Source organism: Streptomyces colwelliae (assembly GCF_048158785.1).
Lineage (GTDB): Bacteria > Actinomycetota > Actinomycetes > Streptomycetales > Streptomycetaceae > Streptomyces.
The window spans coordinates 12,189-33,595 of the sequence record NZ_JBLTJC010000084.1 but is presented as its reverse complement, the minus strand read 5'-3'; the positions used below and the strand labels follow the sequence as shown (position 1 = coordinate 33,595).

Annotated in this window: 14 protein-coding genes and 2 pseudogenes; 10 read left to right on the top strand and 6 right to left on the bottom strand. The window is 71.3% G+C overall.

All coding sequences use genetic code 11. From position 1 onward, the window contains the following. Positions 1-378 precede the first annotated feature (378 nt). A complete protein-coding gene (locus ACNFOC_RS19500) occupies positions 379-1,245 on the top strand; it encodes a calcium-binding protein (RefSeq protein WP_416960357.1) in 867 nt (288 codons plus the stop codon). Here the strand turns inward: ACNFOC_RS19500 and ACNFOC_RS19495 are convergent. Beyond that, positions 1,242-2,984: a dolichyl-phosphate-mannose--protein mannosyltransferase gene (locus ACNFOC_RS19495; protein WP_416960356.1), complete on the bottom strand. Its 1,743-nt coding sequence runs from the start codon at positions 2,982-2,984 to the stop codon at positions 1,242-1,244. The genes ACNFOC_RS19500 and ACNFOC_RS19495 overlap by 4 nt on opposite strands. Before the next feature lie 62 nt (positions 2,985-3,046). On the opposite strand from ACNFOC_RS19495, the gene rsmI reads away from it, so the two are divergent. From rsmI to ACNFOC_RS19465, 6 genes and pseudogenes are all read left to right on the top strand, one after another. Continuing rightward, positions 3,047-3,907 (top strand): 16S rRNA (cytidine(1402)-2'-O)-methyltransferase, encoded by an 861-nt coding sequence (gene rsmI / locus ACNFOC_RS19490; RefSeq protein ID WP_327403427.1) that lies wholly within the window; start codon positions 3,047-3,049, stop codon positions 3,905-3,907. Positions 3,908-4,209: 302 nt separating this feature from the next. Beyond that, positions 4,210-4,638 (top strand): hypothetical protein, encoded by a 429-nt coding sequence (locus tag ACNFOC_RS19485; protein WP_416960355.1) that lies wholly within the window; start codon positions 4,210-4,212, stop codon positions 4,636-4,638. A 47-nt stretch (positions 4,639-4,685) separates the two neighbouring features. Continuing rightward, positions 4,686-5,588, top strand: a complete 903-nt coding sequence (locus ACNFOC_RS19480) for a TatD family hydrolase (protein ID WP_416960354.1) — start codon at positions 4,686-4,688, stop codon at positions 5,586-5,588. Between the two features lie 185 nt (positions 5,589-5,773). Next, a pseudogene (locus ACNFOC_RS19475) lies at positions 5,774-7,012 on the top strand (resuscitation-promoting factor); the annotation flags it as partial. A gap of 12 nt (positions 7,013-7,024) precedes the next feature. Then, a pseudogene (locus ACNFOC_RS19470) lies at positions 7,025-7,285 on the top strand (ArsR/SmtB family transcription factor); the annotation flags it as partial. A 6-nt stretch (positions 7,286-7,291) separates the two neighbouring features. Continuing rightward, the gene (locus ACNFOC_RS19465) at positions 7,292-7,819 is read left to right on the top strand and encodes an SRPBCC family protein (protein WP_416960353.1); all 528 of its coding nucleotides are present in this window, start codon (positions 7,292-7,294) and stop codon (positions 7,817-7,819) included. A gap of 4 nt (positions 7,820-7,823) precedes the next feature. On the opposite strand, the gene ACNFOC_RS19460 is transcribed toward ACNFOC_RS19465, so the two are convergent. The 4 genes from ACNFOC_RS19460 to ACNFOC_RS19445 form a co-directional block, all read right to left on the bottom strand. Beyond that, positions 7,824-10,640, bottom strand: coding sequence for an NHLP bacteriocin export ABC transporter permease/ATPase subunit (locus tag ACNFOC_RS19460; protein WP_416960352.1), 2,817 nt, complete (start codon positions 10,638-10,640; stop codon positions 7,824-7,826). A gap of 1 nt (position 10,641) precedes the next feature. After that, complete coding sequence (locus ACNFOC_RS19455) at positions 10,642-12,864, bottom strand: NHLP family bacteriocin export ABC transporter peptidase/permease/ATPase subunit (protein ID WP_416960351.1); 2,223 nt, start codon at positions 12,862-12,864, stop codon at positions 10,642-10,644. Beyond that, positions 12,861-13,667, bottom strand: coding sequence for an HlyD family efflux transporter periplasmic adaptor subunit (locus tag ACNFOC_RS19450; protein WP_416960350.1), 807 nt, complete (start codon positions 13,665-13,667; stop codon positions 12,861-12,863). Before ACNFOC_RS19450 ends, ACNFOC_RS19455 begins: the two co-directional genes overlap by 4 nt. Before the next feature lie 93 nt (positions 13,668-13,760). Then, positions 13,761-13,976, bottom strand: a complete 216-nt coding sequence (locus ACNFOC_RS19445; RefSeq protein WP_416960349.1) for a type A2 lantipeptide — start codon at positions 13,974-13,976, stop codon at positions 13,761-13,763. A gap of 780 nt (positions 13,977-14,756) precedes the next feature. On the opposite strand from ACNFOC_RS19445, the gene ACNFOC_RS19440 reads away from it, so the two are divergent. Beyond that, a complete protein-coding gene (locus tag ACNFOC_RS19440; RefSeq protein ID WP_416960348.1) occupies positions 14,757-16,154 on the top strand; it encodes a S1 family peptidase in 1,398 nt (465 codons plus the stop codon). A gap of 71 nt (positions 16,155-16,225) precedes the next feature. Here ACNFOC_RS19440 and ACNFOC_RS19435 read toward each other — a convergent pair whose 3' ends face one another. Further along, positions 16,226-18,373 carry a SpoIIE family protein phosphatase gene (locus ACNFOC_RS19435; protein ID WP_416960347.1) on the bottom strand — a complete coding sequence of 716 codons (2,148 nt, stop codon included), beginning with the start codon at positions 18,371-18,373 and terminating at the stop codon, positions 16,226-16,228. 170 nt (positions 18,374-18,543) lie between these two features. Between ACNFOC_RS19435 and ACNFOC_RS19430 the strand changes: the two genes are divergently transcribed. Further along, positions 18,544-20,988, top strand: coding sequence for a SpoIIE family protein phosphatase (locus ACNFOC_RS19430; protein WP_416960346.1), 2,445 nt, complete (start codon positions 18,544-18,546; stop codon positions 20,986-20,988). 81 nt (positions 20,989-21,069) lie between these two features. Beyond that, complete coding sequence (locus ACNFOC_RS19425) at positions 21,070-21,354, top strand: hypothetical protein (RefSeq protein WP_416960345.1); 285 nt, start codon at positions 21,070-21,072, stop codon at positions 21,352-21,354. The last annotated feature ends 53 nt before the right edge of the window (positions 21,355-21,407 follow it).

Below are 21,407 nucleotides of genomic sequence, written 5' to 3'. Positions count from 1 at the left end.
AGGGTGGTGAGGGCGGTGCCGTTGGTGGCGTAGCGGAAGGGGACGCCTACGGAGACAACGGCGACGACACGATCCGTGTGAACGGCTCCGCGCGCAACGCCGACGGCGGGCCCGGGGCCGACACGGTCCACGGACCCGGCCCGGACACCGTCCAGCGCGGCTGACGGACGGCGTTCGGGCGGGGCCGGCCGGACCCGGGCCCTCCCCGGGCGGTTCGGGTAGGACGTGGCGGTCACCGCCGGCCGCTCCCCGCCCCTCGCCGGCTGACGGACCACCTGTGAACGTACGGCGAAGGCTGGGCGATGCCGGGCAACCAGGGGAGGGGGTCGGGGGTCGGGAACGGTGACCGGCCCCCAACTGGCCCACGGAGGTAGTGCGATGTTCTCTCGGATCGGCGGACACCGGGTGCTCCGGGTCGCGGTGGTGCTGATCCTGGTGCTGGCGCTGGGAGCCGCCGTACGGATCGCGCTGCACCGGGAGCCCGAGCCGTACAAGGGGCCGCCGGCCGTCGCCCAGGGGGGCCTCTACAAGGCCGCCCGGGGCCAGGCCAACCACGTGACGGTCACCGAGACGTCGGACGATGACGGGCGGATCCTCCACTACGAGATCGACGACGTGGTGCCCATCGACACGAAGGGACCCGACTGCACCCACCCCGACGCCGGGGACCGCACCAAGGCCGTCTGCACGGTCGTGATCGAGGAGATGGCGACGGGCCCGTACACGACGTTCGTGATGCAGCTGGGCGACGGCGACGACACCGCGGCGATCCACAACCACGTCGCCGACACCTTCGGCTCCAACGAGGTCCACCTCGGAGACGGCGACGACACCTGGACCGGCGTCGGGAACGACGCCCAGGCGGTCTGGGGCGACGACGGCGACGACACCCTCACGGTGGAGCGGTACGCCGAGGGCGGCGACGGCGACGACACGATCCACGCCGAGGGCGACCAGGCGGGCGGAGCGGGCGGCCGCGGCGACGACATCCTCTACGGCGGCGCGGGCAGCCAGGGCCTGAACGGCGACGCGGGCGACGACATCATCTACGGCGGCCCCGGCGCCGACCAGCTCCACGGCGGAGTCGGCGCCGACGTCCTCCACGGCAACAGCGGCGACGACATCATCTACGGCGACAACCAGGACGGCGGCAGATTCGACGGCGGCAAGGACAAGCTGTACGGCGGACCCGGCACGGACAGACTGGACGGCGGGCCCGCGGACGACTTCGTCAAGCAGGACTAGACCCAGGTGTCCAGCCACATCCGCGACCGCCACTGGTCGATGGGGATCGCCGTCCCCGTGTACAGCGGCCAGAAGTAGATGAAGTTCCACGTGACCAGCAGGACCAGCACGCCGGCCCCCACCGCGCCCGCCACCCGCCGCGTGTCGCTGGACCCCGGTGGGCCGATGACCGCGCCGATCAGCATCGCGACCGCGAGGCAGAGGAACGGGAGGAAGACGATGGAGTAGAAGAAGAAGATCGTGCGGTCCTGGTACATGAACCAGGGGAGGTAGCCGGCCGCCACGCCGCAGGCGATCGCGCCCGCTCGCCAGTCGCGGCGGAACGCCCAGCGCCACAGGACGTACAGGAGCGCGAAGCAGGCCGCCCACCAGAGAAGCGGGGTGCCGATGGCGAGGACCTCTCGGGCGCACTTCTCGCCCGCGTTCACCGGGCAGCCGTCCGCGCCGGGGGACGGGGACTCGTAGAAGTACGACACCGGGCGGCCGTCGACGAGCCAGCTCCAGGGGTTGGACATGTACGTGTGCGGCGAGTGCAGGCCGACGTTGAACTCGTAGACCTCGTGCTCGTAGTGCCACAGGCTGCGTGCCCAGTCCGGCATGAAGTGGCTCCAGGTGCCGCCCTTGCCGTCGGTCGCGGCCCAGTTGCGGAAGTAGCCGCCGGTGCCGTTGGCCGGGGAGAGGATCCAGCCGAGCCAGGACAGGACGTACACCGAGATCGCGACCGGGGCGGTGGCGACGAAGGTGAGGAACAGGTCGTACTTGAGGACCGCCGCGTACGGCTTGCTCGCGCCCGCGACCTTGCGGGAGCCGACGTCCCACAGCAGGGCCATCACCACGAAGGCCGCCGCGTAGAACATGCCGTTCCACTTGGTGGCCATCGCGAGGCCGAGCGTCAGGCCCGCCATCCAGCGCCAGGGGCGCCAGCCGAGGAACAGGGTGTTCGCGATGTGGGCGTCGGGGCGGACCCGGCCGTCGGCGTCCACCGGTAGGGCGGCCGCGAGTTTCGCCCGGGCCCTGTCCCTGTCCAGCAGCAGGCAGCCGAACGCGGCCACCACGAAGAACATCAGCACGCCGTCGAGCAGCGAGGTGCGGGCCATCACGAAGGCCAGGCCGTCGAGCGACATCAGGACGCCGGCGACGCAGCCCAGGAACGTGGAGCGGAACAGGCGGCGGCCGATGCGGCACAGCATCAGGATCGCGAGCGTGCCCAGCAGCGCCGTCATGAAGCGCCAGCCGAACGGGTTGAAGCCGAAGATCAGCTCGCCGATGCCGATGACGTACTTGCCGACCGGCGGGTGCACGACGTAGGCCGCGTCCGTCGGGATGGGGATGTGACCGTTGTTCTGGAGGATGAGGTCGTTGGCGTTCTTGTCCCAGTTGACCTCGAAGCCGCGGTGGACCAGCGCCCACGCGTCCTTCGCGTAGTACGTCTCGTCGAATATCACCGCCTTCGGGCTGCCCAGGTGGTAGAAGCGCATCACGCCCGCCATGAGCGTGACCAGCAGCGGGCCGCCCCAGCCCGACCAGCGGGTGATGCGGTCGACGAGCGCCGGCGAGAAGCCGAGCGCCGCCCACAGCCGCGGGCTGGGCTCCGCGTACGGCGGCACCAGCCGGTCGCGTACGTCGCTTCTGGGCCCCGCCGAATAGCCGAATCGGCGCAGCCGCTGCTGCCACGACGGCCGCTGCTCGTGCGGGGCCCGCCCTTGCCGGGTGTCCGTGGAGGACGCGGTACTGGTCACCGCGCCATCGTAGGGAACAGGTCTGTGTGAGTCCCGCCTCTCTCCCCTGAGAGGATGGAAACGTGACAGTTGCTCCCGGAACTCTGGTCCTTGCCGGCACCCCCATCGGCGACATCGCGGACGCCCCGCCGCGCCTCGCCGAGGAGTTGGCGGGTGCCGACGTGGTCGCCGCCGAGGACACCCGGCGGCTGCGGCGGCTGACCCAGGCGCTCGGGGTGCAGCCCAAGGGGCGCGTCGTGTCGTACTTCGAGGGCAACGAGGCGGCGCGGACACCGGAGTTGGTCGAGGCGCTGCTCGGCGGCTCGCGCGTGCTGCTGGTGACCGATGCGGGGATGCCGTCCGTGTCCGACCCGGGGTACCGGCTGGTCGCCGCCGCCGTGGAGAAGGACATCAAGGTCACCGCCGTACCGGGACCGTCCGCCGTGCTCACCGCGCTCGCGCTGTCGGGGCTGCCGGTGGACCGGTTCTGCTTCGAGGGATTCCTGCCGAGGAAGGCCGGCGAGCGGTTGTCGCGGCTGCGGGAGGTGGCCGGTGAGCGGCGCACCCTCGTCTACTTCGAGGCGCCGCACCGGCTCGACGACACCCTCGCCGCGATGGCCGAGGTGTTCGGCGCGGAACGGCGGGCCGCCGTCTGCCGCGAGCTGACGAAGACGTACGAGGAGATCAAGCGCGGCCCCGTCGGCGAGCTGGCCGAGTGGGCGGCCGAGGGTGTCAGGGGGGAGATCACCGTCGTCGTCGAGGGCGCCCCCGAGAAGGCCGAGGAACTCGGCGCCGACGAGCTGGTACGGCGGGTGCGGGTGCGCGAGGAGGCGGGGGAGCGACGTAAAGAGGCGATCGCCGCCGTGGCCGTCGAGGCAGGCGTTCCCAAGCGCGAGGTGTTCGATGCCGTGGTGGCGGCGAAGTCTGCGCAAAAACCCCTCTGAGCTTGCGCAAAAACCCCTCTGACCTGCGGGGAAGGTTCCTCTGAGCGGGGCGCTGTTCCTATGAGCGCGCGCCCCATGGCGGGGCAAAGCGCGGTCACGCAATGCAAAGCCCGGACCGGCTGGACAGGGCGATTCGACAAGGAAAGTCCAAATCGCCTCCAACAGTCGACAGGACTGATGCATTCGCCCTGCCGGAGGCGTCCACTGGATGAAGGGACGCACCCGTCCCTCGCCTCCAACGGATTCCGGGGGGAATCCCACGCCGGGGGCGCTTGTCCAGCGGAAAGCAAGCAGGAGCTGGCATGAGTGAGATCGCAGGGCAGACCGGCCTCCGTGGCGGTGCCACAGCAGTGGTCAACGAGTCGTACTCCTTCGCCTGCATGCGGTGCGGGCACGGCTGGGAGCAGTCGTACGAGATCGAGCACCACGTCGACACCGACGGCCACCAGTTCGTGATGTACGTGGCGGAGGGCCAGGTCGTGCCGTCGCCGCTCAGCCGGCCCGCGTGCCTCAACTGCGACGGGCATGTCGTGCGCATCATGCGCGCGGGCCAGGTGTCGTCGGTACGGGAGGCCGCGCAGCGGCAGTACCAGGCGCCGCGGCCCCGGACCGAGGCGGCTGCTGAGGAGGGTGCGGACGGCGACGCCGCCGTGACCCCGCTGCCGGAGCGCGAGGAGCACCACTGGCACCTGTCCGACCTGCTGCACCCGTTCCACCGCAAGGCGAGCTGACCGGCTCCGACGACCGGGCGGGCATGCCTCTTTCGTAGGATCGGGGCATGCCTTCCTCCAGAGACAGCGACAGCGGACGCGGCGGCGAGAAGAACGCGGCGCCGCCGCTCCCGGAGCCCCTCCGGGTGGCCGTCGCCGACTCCCACACCCACCTCGACATGCAGTCCGGCACGGTGGACGAGGCACTCGCCAAGGCCACGTCGGTCGGCGTGACGACGCTCGTACAGGTCGGCTGCGACCTCAAGGGCTCCCGCTGGGCCGCCGAGACGGCCGCCCGGCACGAGGCGATCCACGCGACCGTCGCCCTGCACCCGAACGAAGCCCCGCGCATAGTTCACGGAGACCCCGACGGCTGGTCCCGGCAGGGCGCGCGAGTCCCCGGCGGCGACACGGCCCTCGAAGAGGCCCTCGCCGAGATCGACCGTCTCGCCGGGCTGCCGCAGGTCAAGGGCGTCGGCGAGACCGGCCTCGACTATTTCCGCACCGGCCCCGAGGGCAAGGCGGCCCAGGAGAAGTCCTTCCGCGCCCACATCGAGATCGCCAAGCGGCACGGCAAGGCCCTCGTCATCCACGACCGCGACGCCCACGCCGACGTCCTGCGCGTCCTCAAGGAGGAAGGCGCCCCCGAGCGCACGGTCTTCCACTGTTACTCCGGCGACGCCGAGATGGCCGAACTCTGCGCCCGCGCCGGTTACTTCATGTCCTTCGCCGGCACCGTCACCTTCAAGAACGCCCAGAACCTGCGGGACGCGCTCACCGTGGCCCCCCTCGAACTGGTCCTGGTGGAGACCGACGCCCCCTTCCTGACCCCGGCCCCGTACCGCGGACGGCCCAACGCCCCCTATCTCATTCCGGTCACGGTGCGCGCGATGGCGGCCGTACGGGGCATCGGGGAGGACGCGCTGGCGACGGCACTGGCGGCGAACACGGCCCGGGCGTTCGGCTATTGAGAGTCCTGACGTGAGAGTCCGCACGACGCTTCTGGGCTTCATCGAACACAACTCTGGGTAGCCGCGTCGCTTTGGAGAGTGACGGTCACTCCGCTAGGTTCTGTTGGCCCGATCCGGACCCCCGTGGCCTTCTGGAGCGTGTCGGCGTGAGCAACTACGAGACCTACGAGACGTACGACCGCGGTGTGCGCGCCGACGCGTACACCGACGGGCCCACCGAGGTGTACGAGGACACGTACCGCCCCGCCTACGAGGCGTACGAACCGGCGTTCCCGCGCCAGGCGGGCACCGTGGAGCCGGAGAGCGAACCGGCGGCACGGCACGGGCGGCGGCGAAGAGCCGAGCGCTCGGACTCCGGCTCCGCGATGCGCAGGCTGGTGCCGCAGGCGCTGGTCGTCGCGTTCCTCGCCGGCGGCACCACCGCGTTCGTCGCCAAGGACAAGGCGATCGAGCTGAGCGTCGACGGCAAGCCGCGCACCCTGCACACCTTCGCCGACGACGTCACCGAACTCCTCGCCCAGCAGGGCGTCGACGTCGGCGCGCACGACGTGGTGGCCCCCGGCCGCGACGCGCCCCTCGCCAGCGGCGACGAGGTCGCGGTGCGCTACGGCCGCCCCGTGCGCCTCACCATCGACGGCCACCGGCGCGAGGTCTGGACGACGGCACGCACGGTCGACGGAGCCCTCGAACAACTCGGCGTACGGGCCGAGGGCGCCTATGTCTCCACCTCGCGCTCCCAGCCCATCGGCCGCGCCGGACTCGCCCTCGACGTCCGCACCGAACGCACCGTCACGATCATGGCCGACGGCCGCGCCCGCACGATCCGTACCAACGCGGCGACGGTCGGCCGGGTGGTCCAGGAGGCCGGCATCGGCCTCCACGGCGAGGACACCACCTCGGTCCCGCCCACCAGCTTCCCGCGCGACGGCCAGACGATCACGGTCCTCCGTGTCACCGGCACGCGGGAGGTCCGCGAGGAGGCGATCCCCTTCAAGGTGGAACGCACCGACGACCCCACCGTCTTCAAGGGCACGGAGGTCGTCGAGCGAGCGGGCCGGCCGGGCCTGCGCCGCGTCACCTACGCCCTCCGCACGGTCAACGGCGTCAAGGAGAAGCCCCGCCGGATCGACGACCAGCTGATCCGCGAACCCCGCTCGCAGCTTGTCAAGGTCGGCACGAAGCCGATGCCCACCTCGGTACAGGGCGCCGACCAGCTCAACTGGCACGGCCTCGCGACCTGCGAGTCGGGCGGCCGCCCCGGCGCGGTGGACCCCTCCGGCACCTACGGCGGCCTCTACCAGTTCGACACCCACACCTGGCACAGCCTGGGCGGCAGCGGCCGCCCCCAGGACGCGAGCGCAGAGGAACAGACCTTCCGAGCGAAGCGGCTGTACGTACGGCGTGGGTCGAGCCCATGGCCACACCCCCGGCCCGTCGGCGAGATCGTGGAGGCATGCGGTCTGAGCCAGCCCAGCACGTCGAAGCATCTGCGGGTGCTGCGGGACGCGGGCCTGGTCCGGGTACGGCAGGACGCGCAGCGCCGCGTCTACGCCCTCGACCCGGCCCCGATCGCCGCACTCGACGCCTGGCTCGCTCCCTACCGTGAGCTGTGGAACCGCAGCCTGGACCGGCTGGGCCAACGCCTCGACGAGACGTCGGAGGACACCGACACCAAGGAACCGACCCCGAAGGACTGATCCGCCATGTCCGTCGATCTCACCGGCACGTACCTGACCCTGGACGACGGTCGCCCCGCCGTCCGTTTCAGCCGCACCTACGACCAATCCCTCGACCGCGTCTGGCAGTTCGTGACCGACCCCGACGAACTCGCCCAGTGGTTCCCCTCACGCGCCGACTTCGATCTGCGCCCCGGCGGCACGGTCACCTTCAGCGGCGACCCCAACATGCCCGATTCGACCGGCCGGGTCATCGCCGTCGACGCGCCCCGGCACCTCTCCTTCGCATGGGGCGACGACGAACTGCACTTCGACCTGGAGGAGATCGAGGAGAAGCGCACCCGCTTCACGCTCACCAACGTCCTGAGCGCCGAGAACACCGCGTCCCGCAACGGCGCCGGCTGGGAGGTCTGCCTGGCCGCCCTGGACGCGAAGGCCCGCGGCGAGCGCGTCGAGGGGCCGCATTCCGGTGCCGGCGTGCCCTGGAAGGCTTTCTACGACGGCTATGTGGCGGCCGGGCTGCCCTCTGATGCGCCCGTCCCGGGCCTGGACTGACCCGTCACGCCATCTGCCGCCGTACCAGCTCGTGCAGTCGACCGCCCGTGTCCGCCAACAGCTGTGCGGGCGGCCCCTGTTGGGCGACCTTGCCGTCCTCCATGACGACGACACGGTCCGCGTCGAGCACGGTCGACAGGCGGTGCGCGATGACGATCCGGGTGGCGTTGAGGGCCTTGGTGCTCTCGATCACCGTGCGCTGGGTCTCGTTGTCCAGGGCGCTGGTCGCCTCGTCGAAGAAGAGGATGCGCGGCCGGCGGATCAACGCCTGGGCGATCATGAGGCGTTGACGCTGGCCGCCCGACACCGCGCCACTGCCCGCGACGATCGTGTGCAGGCCCATCGGCATCCGCTTGATGTCCTCGGCGAGCCCCGCCATCTCGGCCGCCGCCATCGCCTCCTCCGGCGTGAACGGCTCGGTGCCACAGATGACGTCCAGGATGGAACCGGTGAACGGCTGCGCGTGCTGGAGCACCACCCCGCACTGCCGCCGTACCGCGGACTGGTCGAGGGCGCCGAGGTCCTGGCCGTCGTAGAGGACGCTGCCGGAGACCGGTTTGTCGAAGCCGATGAGGAGGCGCAGCAGGGTGGACTTGCCGCAGCCGCTGGGGCCGACGATCGCCACGAACTCGCCCGCGCGGATCTCGAAGGACACGTCGTCGAGGACGAGGGGGCCGTCGTCGGCGTAGCGGAAGGAGACCCGGCGGGCCTCGATCGCGCCGGACAGCCGGCCGGGGCGGGTGCTCGCGGTGCGGACCTCCGGGGCCGCGTCCAGGACCGGCCTGATCTCCTCGAAGAGCGGGAGCGCCGACACCGCGGAGACGAAGGCGCCGGTCAGGCTGGTGACGGAGGTCAGCAGCATCGTCACCGAGGTGTTGAAGGTGAGGAAGGAGGCCGCCGACATCGAGCCGCGCGCCGGGCCCGCGAGCAGCATGAACATCAGCAGGGTGCAGACCGGCAGATACACCGCGCCCATCACCGTGGTGAGGTTCTTGATCCGGCCGACCCGCTGCTGGAGTTCGCGGCTGCGGGCGAACTCGGAGGCCCAGGCCGCGTAGGCGTAGTTCTCGGCCGCCGCGACGCGCAGTTTCGGCAGGCCGCGCAGGGTCTGGAACGCCTGGTTGTTCAGCTTGTTGTTGAGTACGACGAGCTTGCGCTGCCAGCGCACCTGCCACAGCCCGAGGCCCAGGAACACGGCCGCGATCACGACGAGCATGCCGATCGCCGCGAGCGCCATGGAAGGGCTGTACCAGAACAGCAGGCTCAAGTTCATCACACCGACCGTCACCGACTGGGCGACGACCGGTCCGACTCCCGCCAGCAGACGGCGGATCGAGCTGATGCCCATCGCCGCGCTCGCCAGCTCACCCGTCGAGCGTTCGGTGAAGAACTTCGTCGGGAGTCTCAACAGGCGGTCCCAGACGGCCGGTTGGAGTGTTGCCTCGATCCGGCCCTCCAGCCGGAGGATGGTGAGGTTCTCCAGCAGCATGAAGGCCGCCGCGACCACGCTGGTGATCATCACGGCCAGACAGACCTGGACGATCAGTCCCGTCTGGGCCTTGGGCACGAACTCGCCGAGCACCTTGCCCGTCGCGATCGGCACCAACGCCCCGATGGCGACCGTCACCAGCCCGCTGATCAGCAGGTTCGTCAGGTCGCCCGCGGTGCCCTGCATGGAGAAGCGCAGCAGACCGAACGGGCTGAGCCGCCGCTCGGGCAGTGGACGGTAGAACATCACCGCGCGCGGCTCGAATTCCTCCGCGTTCGCTTTCTCGATCGGTGTCTCGCGGCCGGTCGCCGGGTGCACGGCGACATAGCCGCCGCGCCGCCACAGCAGCGCGACCGGCGCCCCGGACAACGCCCGATGGCCCACCAGCGGGCCGACGTTGTCACGCCACCAGCGCCCGTCGAGCCGTACGGCCCGTACCCGGACCCGGGAGGCGAGGGCGATGCGCTCGACCGGGTCGAGGCGGTCGCTCTCGCTGCCGCTCTGCGCGGGCTCGGCGAGGGGGATGCCGGCCGCCTCGGCGACCAACTTGCAGGCGGCGTACGACGCGTCGGCGTCCGCGGCCGTCGTACGCCGCGCCGACGACTTGCCGATCGACGCCAGCAGCGTCCGGTCGGCATGCGCGCGCACGGCCTCACCGGCCTTGATCCCGGCGGCCGTTCGGGTCTCGTGGGTGCGCTCCAGCTGCTCGATCCACTTGTCCAGCGTGGACAGCAGCCGGTACTGCTGGTCGACCATGCCCTGCCAGACACCCGGGTCCATCAGCAGGTCGGCCGCCGCCTCCGCGCCGTACATCGAGCCGTACTGCACGCTGCCCGGGGGGACTTGCATCCAGAAGACGTCGTCGTCGGTGAGCGCGGCGTCCCGTTCGCCGGCCATCGGTGCCTGGAAGAGGATGGAGAGGCCGCGGCCGACGCCGAGGGCGAGGGCGTATTCGAGCGGGCTCGAAGTCGGGGGCACGTACTGGGGGTTGCCGTACTCGTCGTACGACCAGGTCTGGGTGTCCGCGGCCTGGTACAGCTCGCGCAGGTTGATGCGGTGCACCACGCAGTCCCGCAACGGGCGTGCCACCAGCGTGTGTTGGGGCCCGGCGACCGGGCCGAGCAGCAGCGAGCCCGCCTCCAGCCGGCCGAGGTGGTGCCAGTGGCCCTGCTGGACGGCGTCGACCGCGAACAGGTCGATGGCGCCCGACGCGACGAGCCACAGCACCTGCGGGCCTTCGAGGTCGAGGCGGTTGGATCCGGCGCAGTCGATCGGCGTGCCCAGGTTTCCCAGGGCGCCGAGGACCAGGTCGCCCTCGTGGACGGACGTCATCTCACCGCTCCTTGACCAGCGTGGCGTACGCGCCGCCGGCCGCCACCAGGGCGTCGTGCCGCCCGCGTTCCACGATCGTGCCGTGTTCGAGGACGACGATCTCGTCGCTGTCCCGCACCGTGCTCAGCCGGTGTGCGATCACCACGCAGGCGCAGCCGCGCTTGCGCAGGTTGTCCATCACGACCAGCTCGGTCTCCGCGTCCAGGGCGCTCGTCACCTCGTCCAGGACCAGGATGCTGGGCCTGCGCACCAACGCCCGTGCGATCTCCAGGCGTTGACGCTGACCGCCGGAGAAGTTGCGGCCGTCCTGCTCGACCCGGCTGTGGATGCCGCCGGGCCGCCGCATGACCACGTCGTACAGGGCCGCGTCCCGCAGCGCGTCCGTCACGGCCTCGTCCGGGATCGACGGGTCCCACAGCGCCACGTTGTCGCGGACCGAGCCCTCGAAGAGGAAGACGTCCTGGTCGACGAAGGAGACGGAGGCGGCGAGGGCGCCGCGTGGAATGTCCTCCAGTCGGTGGTTGTCGATGCGGATCACGCCCTCCCAGGGCGTGTAGAGGCCCGAAATCAGCCTGGACACCGTCGACTTGCCGCTGCCGGAGCCGCCGACCAGTGCCACCTGCTGACCCGGGCCGACCGTCAGGTCGAAACCGGTGAGCAGCGGCTTGTCGAGCGGGCTGTAGCCGAAGGTGATGTTCTCCAGCTCGACGTGTCCTTGCAGCCGGCGGGTCGAATCGGCGCCGCCCGCACGGGAGTAGAGGGGATCGGCCTGGAAGTTCTCGACGTCCTTGAGGCGGGCCACGTCGGCCGCGAAGTCCTGGATGCGGCCCGCGACGCCGTTGAGTCGGGTGATCGGCGCGGTGAAGCGGGTGACCAGTGCCTGGAAGGCGACCAACAGGCCGACCGAGATGCCCCCCTCCACGGCCCGCATGCCGCCGATCCACAGGATCAGCGCGCTGTTGAGCGAGGCGAGCGTCGGCGCGACCACGCCCAGCCAGGCGCTCGGTACCCCGAGCCGCTGCTGTTCCTCCAGGGTGGTGGCGTGCTGTCCGGCCCACTTGCGGAAGTAGCCGTCCTCGCCGCCGGTCGCCTTCATCGTCTCGATCAACTGGAGCCCGGTGTATGCCGTGTTGGTGAGCCGGGCGCTGTCGGCGCGCAGTTTCGCGGTACGGGTCGCGCGCAGCCGGATGACGACCCGCATCGCCACCACGTTCAGCAGCGCGACAGCTATGCCGACATAGGTGAGCTGGGGGTCGTACGTATAGAGGAGGAACGCGTAGAGCACCACGACCACCGCGTCCACGCCCGCCGCCGAGAGGTCGCGGGCCAGGGTCTCGGCGACGGCGTCGTTCGACTGGAGGCGCTGCACCAGGTCGGCCGGGCTGCGCTGGGAGAAGAACGTCACCGGCAGCCGCAGCAGATGGCGCAGGAAGCGGGCGCTGGAGAGCGTGGAGGAGATGATGCGGCCGTGCAGCAGGTTCGCCTGTTGCAGCCAGGTCAGCGCGAGGGTGAGCAGCACGCAGGTGCCCATCGACGCGAACAGGACGCCCAGCAGGGACGTCTGACCGCCTATCAGGAACATGTCGATGTAGGTCCGGCTGAGCGCGGGCATCGCCGCACCGACCGCCACCAGCAGCAGGCTCGCCAGGACGGCGGCGGGCATCGTGCCCGCGGTGCCGCGCAGCCGGGCCGGCATCGCGCCGAGGACGCCCGGCTTACGCCCGCCCTTCTCGAAACCGTCGCCCGGTTCCATGACGAGGACGACACCGGTGAAGCTGGCGTCGAAGTCCTCCATGGGCACGAACCGGCGGCCCTTGCCGGGGTCGTTGATGTACACCCCACGGCGGCCGAGGCGGCGCCCCATGCCGTCGTAGACGACGTAGTGGTTGAACTCCCAGAACAGGACGGCGGGCGACCGGACTTCGGCGAGGGCGGCCGTGTCCATCTGCATGCCCTTGGCGGTGAGGCCGTAACTGCGCGCCGCCTTCAGCAAGTTGCTGGCGCGTGAGCCGTCGCGGGAGACACCGCAGGCGATGCGCAGTTCCTCCAGCGGGATGTGGCGGCCGTAGAAACCGAGGACCATCGCGAGGGAGGCGGCGCCGCACTCGACGGCCTCCATCTGGAGGACCGTGGGTGAACGGACCGTCTTCGCGCGGCCCTTGGGGACCGGGCGTTTCGGCGGGGCGGAGCGGCGTCTGCTCCGGGTGTCCTGTGCGGGGCTCACGGCAGCAGCCAATCGAGGGGACGCTGATCGGCCAGCCGGATCGAGGCCGAGGCCATGGTCATGGAGGTGAGGGCGAACGGCGGGCCGTCCTTCGAGGACCACTTGAGGCCGCTCTTCGTCCCCTTCGACTTGTCGAGCTTCACCAGCACGGCCACCGGCCTGCCCTTCTTGGTGAACTGCTCGCCGAGTTGGCTGTCCCCGAGGAACGCGGAGATCTGCTGCGCCGACTCGGCGGACCGGTCCACCGCCTTCACATGGCCGCGCAGCACGCCGTACGTCTGCGTCGGAACCGACGACACGGTCAGGTCGACGGCGGCGTTCGCGGGGATGGAGGCCGCGTTCTCGGCGGGCACGTACACCGTCGCGTACAGCGGGTCGGTCGCGTGCTCGACCCTCTCCACGGCGGCGACGTTCGCGCCGGTCTGGATGATCTGGCCGATGGTGGCGGCGAGCGCGGTGATCCGGCCCGCGGCGACCGTGCGCACGACGGAGTCGCCCTCGCTCGTACGGACCTTCAGGACAGGGGAGTTGGCGGGCAGCCGCTCTCCTTCCTGCGCGAGGACGGCGGTGACCTGTCCGGCCACCGGACTCTGCAGGATGTAACTGCCCTCCCCGTGCGTGAGGATGGCGGACGCCCCGACCGTGGACGCCACGGAACCGGTGACCGCCCACACGGACGCGGCGGCCACCACGACCACCGTCACGGAGAGCACGAGCCAGCCCTGGGGACGCGCGAAGCGCACCGGAAGATCGAGCTCTTCGGGCGACTGGAGCTTGGCGAGGGCCTGTTGGCGGAACTGCACGGGACTTCCCTCACCTGTGGGAGAGATCTTTTACGGCAACCGGAAATCCCGGAGCCGGGAAACGGCTCCGGGACTCGGTGTAACAAGGTGCGATCAGAGACCGGCGACCAGGTTCGTGACCGGGGTCACGTTGAGGCCGGTGACACCCTGGACGGTGCCGACGACCGTGTCGACCAGGCCGGAGACCGGGGCGATGCCGTCCACCAGGCCGGTGACGGTGCCGAGGGCGTTCACGGACAGACCGCCGGAGACGTTGTCGAGCTCGGCGTCGGAGATCTCGACGGTCTCAACCTGGGGGGTGGAGTTCATGGGGGAACTTCCCTTCATATGGATATTCACAAGGGGGGAGCGGCCCCCTCTGGGGACAGACGACGGCCGCGACCGCAGGCGCCGGGCGCCGTTTCCGGAGCCCTTGTGGCTCCTGCGGTGCGATGGATCAAAGCACGCTGCGGGTGGACGCAGCCAATCAAACTCCCGTCCCACCAGGGCACTTGAGCCCCAGGAGCAACGAACCGTGCAGGCGTGGGCACGAGGTGTCGGCGACTTCTTCACACACCGCGCGGCATCGATCCGCGGGAGGGCTTGCGGCGCCGATGCGGAATCGGGCACTCCCCACCAAAGGCGTTGCGGGGGGCGTGTGCATGTGCAGATCTGTGGAGGCCCGTGACTTCGTTGGGTACGCGCTGTGCAGATTCCCTGAAGCGAGGATTCCGGCGGCTGTTCTCGACGGACCGTCGCCGACCGATCGCGGTCCGTGTCGGTCCAGAAGTGGACCGGGATCGGATCGGGTGTGTGTGAACTGCCCACCCGCACGGGCAGGTTTGGACGGCACCGATTCGATCAAGACATCCGGCCGTCCGCCGCGCGCCGGACGGACAGGGGCCGGGACACAGGCGGCACGGGCCCGCGGCCACTTCGTACCCCCGCCGGGTCAGGTCTTGCACATGGCCGATTCGTGGTTTCGCAAAGGAAGTTGAGAAACGGAATTGAACGGCCCACGTGACACGTGCGTATCAACGGGCATCCAGGCGCCCCCCCATAAGCCGCCGCACGGCGGCACAGACCCCGGTCCCCAGGAGGTCGAGAAGTTTGAGTCACAAGCGAATTCCGAAGCGCAAGGCAGTCATAGCGGTTGGCGGTGTCGCGGCTCTCGGAGCGGCGGCGATCCTGCTCCCGAACGCCAACGCGTCCCAGGACAATTCGGCAGGCGCCGCCACCCCCAAGACCCTCAAGGCGACGGGCGCCTCCGACCTCTCCTCGCAGATCGCCGGACTGCTGGGTGACGCCTTCGCCGGGTCCTACTACGACAGCGCCACCCAGCAGCTCGTCGTCAACGTGATCTCGGGCGACAACAACAACGTGGTCGTGCAGGCGGAGAAGGCCGGCGCCAAGGTGCGCGAGGTGCAGAACAGCACCGCAGAACTCACCGCCGCCGCCCAGACGTTGAAGACCGAGGCGACCGTCCCCGGTACCGCCTGGTCGGTCGACCCGAAGACCAACAAGATCCAGGTCCTCGCCGACAGCACCGTCACCGGCTCCGACTGGGACACCGTGCTGTCGACCGTCAAGAGCCTCGGCACGGACATGGCCACGGTGAAGAAGACCGCCGGCTCCTTCAAGACGCTGGTCTCGGGCGGCGACGCCATCTTCGCCCAGACCGACCAGGGCGGCGTCCGCTGCTCCCTCGGCTTCAACGTCACCGCGAGCGACGGCACCCCCGCCTTCCTGACCGCCGGCCACTGCGGCGTCGCGGCGAAGCAGTGGTCCGACTCGCAGGACGGCGCCCCGATCGCCACTGTCGACCAGGCCACCTTCCCCGTCAGCGACTTCTCCCTCGTGAAGTACGACGACCCGGCGACGCAGACCACGAGCGACGTCAACGTCGGCAACGGCCAGACCGTCCAGATCACCCAGGCCGAAGAGGCCACGGTCGGCACGCAGGTCTTCCGGATGGGCTCCACCACCGGTCTGCACGACGGCACGGTCACCGGGCTCGACGCGACCGTCAACTTCCAGAGCGAGACCGACCCCAACGGTGTCGACACCGTCAACGGCCTCATCCAGACGGACGTCTGCGCCGAGGCGGGTGACAGCGGCGGCTCGCTCTTCACCCAGGACGGCGGCGCGGTCGGCCTCACCTCCGGCGGCAGCGGCGACTGCACCGCCGGCGGCGAGACCTTCTTCCAGCCGGTCACCGCCGCGCTCACGGCGACCGGGGCCACCCTCGGTGACGCCGGTGCGGGTGCCGGCGCGGGCGACGACACCGCCACGGCGGACCCGTCGGCGACCGCCGCGGACCCGTCCGCCACCGACGGCACCGGCGACGAGTCGGGAGCCGTGGACCCGTCCGCGACCGACGGCACCGGTGACGAGTCCGGAGTGGTCGACCCGTCGGCCACCGACGGCACCGGCGAGGACCAGAGCGGCACCGGCCAGGACACCGGCACCGGGGCCGACGACGGTTCGTCGCTCACCTCGAACCACTGATCCGACCCCTTCCTTCAGGTCGGCGGTGGATCGGTCCGGCCCTCCGGCGGGAGGGCCGGACCGCCCTGCTTTCACGGCAGTTGAGTCGGTCCCGGCTCCCGGGCCCGCAGCAGAAGCAGCGCCACGTCGTCGATCCGCTCCTGGGCCGCGGCGCTGTGCCGCACCAGTTCGTCGGCGATCTCCTCCAGCGGCAACTCCCCGGCCGCTGCGAGGCGCTCACCCAGTTCGGCCAGGGCGTCCTCGATGTCGACGCCGGGGGACTCGATGAGCCCGTCGGTGTAGAGGGCGAGGACGGAACCGGGCGCGAGATCGACCTCCGTCGTCGGATAGACGGCGTCCGCGTCGATGCCCAGCAGCGGACCGCCCGCCAGATCCAGCACCCGCACCCGCCCGTCCGGACGGCGCAGCAATGGCGGCGGATGCCCGGCCCGCGCCATCACGGCCGTACCGCGCGAGGGATCGAGCCGTAGATACAGACAGCTCGCGAAGAGCTCGGAACCGAGGTCGATCAGCAGCCGGTTGGTGCTGCGCATGACCTCCGCGGGAGCCTGACCGACCGTGGTGTACGCGCGGACGGCGGTCCGTATCTGCCCCATCAGCCCGGCCGCGGTCACGTTGTGCCCCTGTACGTCACCGATCACCGCCGCCAGGCCCTCGGACGTCACCAGGTCGTAGAAGTCGCCGCCGATCTCCATCCCCTGTGTGGCCGGCAGATAGCGGGCGGCGGCCTCGATGCCCGGCAGCGGCGGCAGCGAGTGCGGCAGCAGCGCGGCCTGTAGCCCGTGCGCCAGCTGGTTCTTCGCGTCGTAGAGCAGGGCACGCTCCAGCGCCTGCGCGATCAGCCCGCCCAGACTCGTCAGCACGGCCCGCTCGTCCGCGGGGAAGACATGCGGCTCGCCGTACGCCAGCACACAGGTGCCGACCGGGCGTCCGGACGCGATCAGCGGCAGATACGCCCAGGCCGCGAACCCGTCGGGCGTCGCGTGCCGGCTCGGATACAGCCGTTCCAGCTCCTGCCGGGAGTCGAAGAACGCGGGCACACCACTGTTGAGCGCGGCCGTCCCCGGTGTCGACCCGTTCAGCGCCATCCCGTCGAAGCGCTCCACGACCTGCGGGTCCGGATAGCCGCGGTGCCCCAGCACATGCAGCCGCCCGCCCCGCGAACCGAGGACGACCAGCGCCTGACTGCCCACGGCCGGGGCGACCTCGTCCGCGATCAGCTGCACCACGTCCTCCACCCCGACCGCCTCGGTGAGCGCCCCGGCCAGGCTCAGCACCTGGGAGATGGTCACAAGCCGCGACGGCCCTTCACCCGGCTCTGGTGCGGCACGGCTCAGCTCCGTCACCGCCCGCGCCCGGCTGATCCTCACGCTCAGCCCGGTCGTGTTCGGATACATCCGGAACGACAGCCACTCGCCCGGCGGCCGCAGCGCCACGAACGAGGTGACCTGCTGACTGAGCAGCGCGGCCCGGTAACGGTCCTCGTACACCGGGTCGTTGAGCCAGGGCACCGCCGCCCACAACTGGGTGCCCAGCAGACTGCTCACCGACATGCCGAGCAGCTCCCCGGCCGCCGCGTTCGCGAAGCCGACCCGCCCGTGCAGATCCAGCGAACACAGCCCGTACGGCAGCCGGGCCACCATCCGCGCCGCCTCGACCGTGCCCAGCGTCCCGGCCACGCTCGCCGCGGGCCCGGTGGCGAGCAGGTCGGGCTCCGCGCGCACCGGGCGCCGCTCCTCGACGGCACGCTCCAGCCGGAGCGCGAGCCGGTCGCAGGCGGCGGTCAGCTGGTCGCGGTCCCGGTCGGACAGGACCGGCGGATGCGAACCGGGCCAGGTCACGAAGATCGAGCCGTAGAGCGTCGACTCCGTGGCGATCGGCACGGCCGCCAGGGCGAAGGGGTACGGCAGCACGACCGCGATGCGGGGATAGCGGCGGGCCATGTCCTCCTCGCCGCCGACCCAGATCAGCCGTCGCTCGCGCACCGCCTCGGCCACCGGGATCGGCGCGCTCAGCCCGACCCGCTCCCAGGGCGCCGCGAAGGCGCGCGGCAGCCCGGCCATCACCGCCATCTCCAGCACCGGCTCGTCGGGCGTCAGCAGATACACCGCACCCGAGTGCGCGTGGACGCCGTCCATCATCGCGGCCAGCGCGAGAGACAGCGTCGGCCGCCCGACCGGTGTCCGCCGGGACGTCTGCGCGTCGGACACGCCGACCACCTCCTCGCCCGGCCGTGCGGGTCCTGGTCCCAGTGATCAGGCTCCACCCTGGGGGCCCGACGCGCACGGCGAGCGAGAACCCCGGCGCACTGGGGGCCATCCGGTCCCTCATCTCCACGGAACGGTCACAGGGGCTGCGCAGTCGGCGCATAAGCGCTGTAATTGCGGACGTGGTCAGTGAGGGCGCTGAGGGACGCGGAACGCGAACGCTGCGTGCCGAACTTGCCCTCAAGACGCTCACCGTCGATCTCGACCCCCGCGAACGGCTGCGCCGCGTCCTCGAACAGGCCCTCGTGTTCGCCGGTGCGAGCTTCGCCGGGGTGTACACCCCCGGTGACGAGGCCGACCTGCTGTGCCTGCTCGAGTCGGCCGGGGTGCCGCGAACGCTGTACGGGCTGCGGGACGGCTATCCGGCATCCGGCGGATCACCGGTCGCCGAGGTGCGGCGGACCGGGCACGCGGTGTGGCTCGGCCCCGAGGAACTGGCCGCGGGCTGCGACGCGCGACGGCTGCCGTCGGGGGAGTTCCATCTGGCCGCGCTGCCCGTGCGCGGCGACCGGGGCGGCGGCTGTCTGCTCGCGGTCGGCGAACGCCCGGACGGCTTCGGCACCGACGACCGAGAGTGCCTCGCGCTGATCGCCGAGGCGGTCGCGATCCCGGTACGGGCCGAGGCGGTGGCGGGCGAGGACGTGGCCGCGGGCGCGTTCGACCTGGCCATGGACACTGGGCGGGTCGAGGTCGGCGGCGACGTCCTGGAACTGTTCGGACTCGGCCCGGACGACTTCGACGGCAAGGTCGAGACCCTCCTCGGGCTGACCGTGCCGGAGGACCTCCCTTCGCTGATGTCCGTCGTCGAGGCCGACCACATGGCCATCGGCGACCGCGAGCTGGAGTTCCGGGTCCTGCAACCCTCCGGGACACCGAAGTGGCTGCGGCTGCGCGGTCGGCTCCTGCCCGGTGGCGACGGCCGCCCGGCCCGCCTCGTCGGCACCGTCGGCGACGCCTCCCAGCTGCGCTCCGGCGTCAACGACGTGGCCCGCGTCCAGCGCCTCGCCGCCGCCCTCGCCATGGCCGGCACGGTCCACGACGTCAGCCAGGCCGTGGTCGCCGCCCTGCGCAAACCGCTGCGCGCCGACCGGATCGCCCTCGCCGAACTGGAGGGCGACCGGCTCGTCGTCACCGTCCTCGACCCGCCCGAACCGGAGGCATGGCCCGAGCTGTGGCGCCTTGAGTGGCGCAGCGAATGGCCCGACGCACCCGTGCGCACGATGCCCACCCTCGCCGCCGCCCTGCGCGAGGGCCGCGCCGCGATCTGGCCCGCGGGCACCGACCTGGAACCCGCCCTCGCCGAGGTCGGACCCGGTGGCCTCGCCGTCCTGCCGCTGTCCGCGGGCGGCCGGGTCTCCGGTGCCTGTCTGATCGGCTGGGACGACCCGCACGTCTTCGGCCCCGACGAACGCGCCCTGCTCACCGCCTCCGCCGGCCTCGCGGGCCAGGCCCTGATGCGCGCCCACGCCTTCGACGCCGAGCACGAACTCGTCGGCATGCTCCAGCGCCAGCTGCTCCCGCGCCGCCTGCCGAAACTGCCCGGCGCGGTCGCCGTCGCCCGCTATCTGCCGACCACGGCCGGTCTCGAGGTCGGCGGCGACTGGTACGACGTGATCCCGCTGCCCGACAACCACGTCGCCCTCGTCATCGGCGACGTCCAGGGCCACAACGCGGGCGCCGCCACCCTCATGGGCCAGATGCGCACCGCGCTGCGCGCCTACGCCGTCGAGGGACACCCGCCCGACGTCGTCGTCTCGCACGCCAACCGCCTGCTCATCGACCTGGAGACCGACCTCTTCGCCACCTGCTGCTACGTCGACGTCGACCTGGAGGAGGGCTCCGCCTGGTACGTGCGGGCCGGTCACCTCCCGCCCGTCGTGCGCCACCCGGACGGCAGCACCGAGATCCCCGAGGCGGACGGCGGACCGCCGCTCGGCGTGGTCACGCAGGCCGACTTCCCCATGAGCCCGCTGCGGCTCCAGCCCGGCACGGTCATCGCCCTCACCACCGACGGCCTCGTGGAGTCCAAGGAGGCCGACATCGACGAGGGGCTCGACCGGCTCGCCCACGGCCTGGCCGTCTCCGACCCCGCCCACCTCGGACTCGTCGCCGACGCCCTGCTCGGCAACGCCCGCCGCGAGGACGACGTGGCCCTCCTCCTCATGCGCTACGACGGCCTGGCGACCCGCCCCCGCCGGGAGAACTGGACGGTGTGGCGCGTCCCCGAGGCGGCCCGGCACGCCCGCCGTTTCACCAAGCGCACCCTGCGCACCTGGGGCGTCACCGAGGAGATCGACACCATCCTGCTCGTCGTCTCCGAGCTGGTCACCAACGCCCTGGTGCACACCGACGGACCGGTCCGCCTCGACCTCACCCTCGTCAACCGGCGGTTCCGCGTCTCCGTGGCCGACTCCTCGCCGCGCACCCCGGTCAAACCCACCAGCATCGGCTGGGAGGCCACCGGCGGGCGCGGCATCCTCCTCGTCGAGGCCATGTCGGCGGCTTGGGGCACGGTGCCGGTGAGCGGCGGCAAGCAGGTGTGGGCCGAGATCGCCCTCGACCGGTAGACGGCCGCACGGGTGCCTGTCCGGACGTAGAACGGCAGGTCGGGGCCGTTGCGCGCCCTTGCCGTGATGGGGTGCGGGCTTGTGGCACACACCTTCGAAGAACTGGTCGAGAAGCACCGCGCGGCCCAGGCGGCACGCGCCCGGGTCCAGGAGATGCGGGACTCCCTGGGAGCCCCCGCCCACGAATCCTGGACCGAGACCGAGACCGACATCTACGAGACCGCGTGGCGGGCCTGGCGCGACCTCGCCCGTGACATGCAGGCCGCGGCGGACGAGTACGCGAGGGACGAGGGCCTCGACCGGACCGAGGTCGAGGTGGACGTGGCACGGGCCGCGGGCGATATGTCCGGCCCGTCGGGCGGCTAGACACCTCAGGGCCCCCTCATCGTTGGCCGGTCGTAATAAACGAACATAGGGAG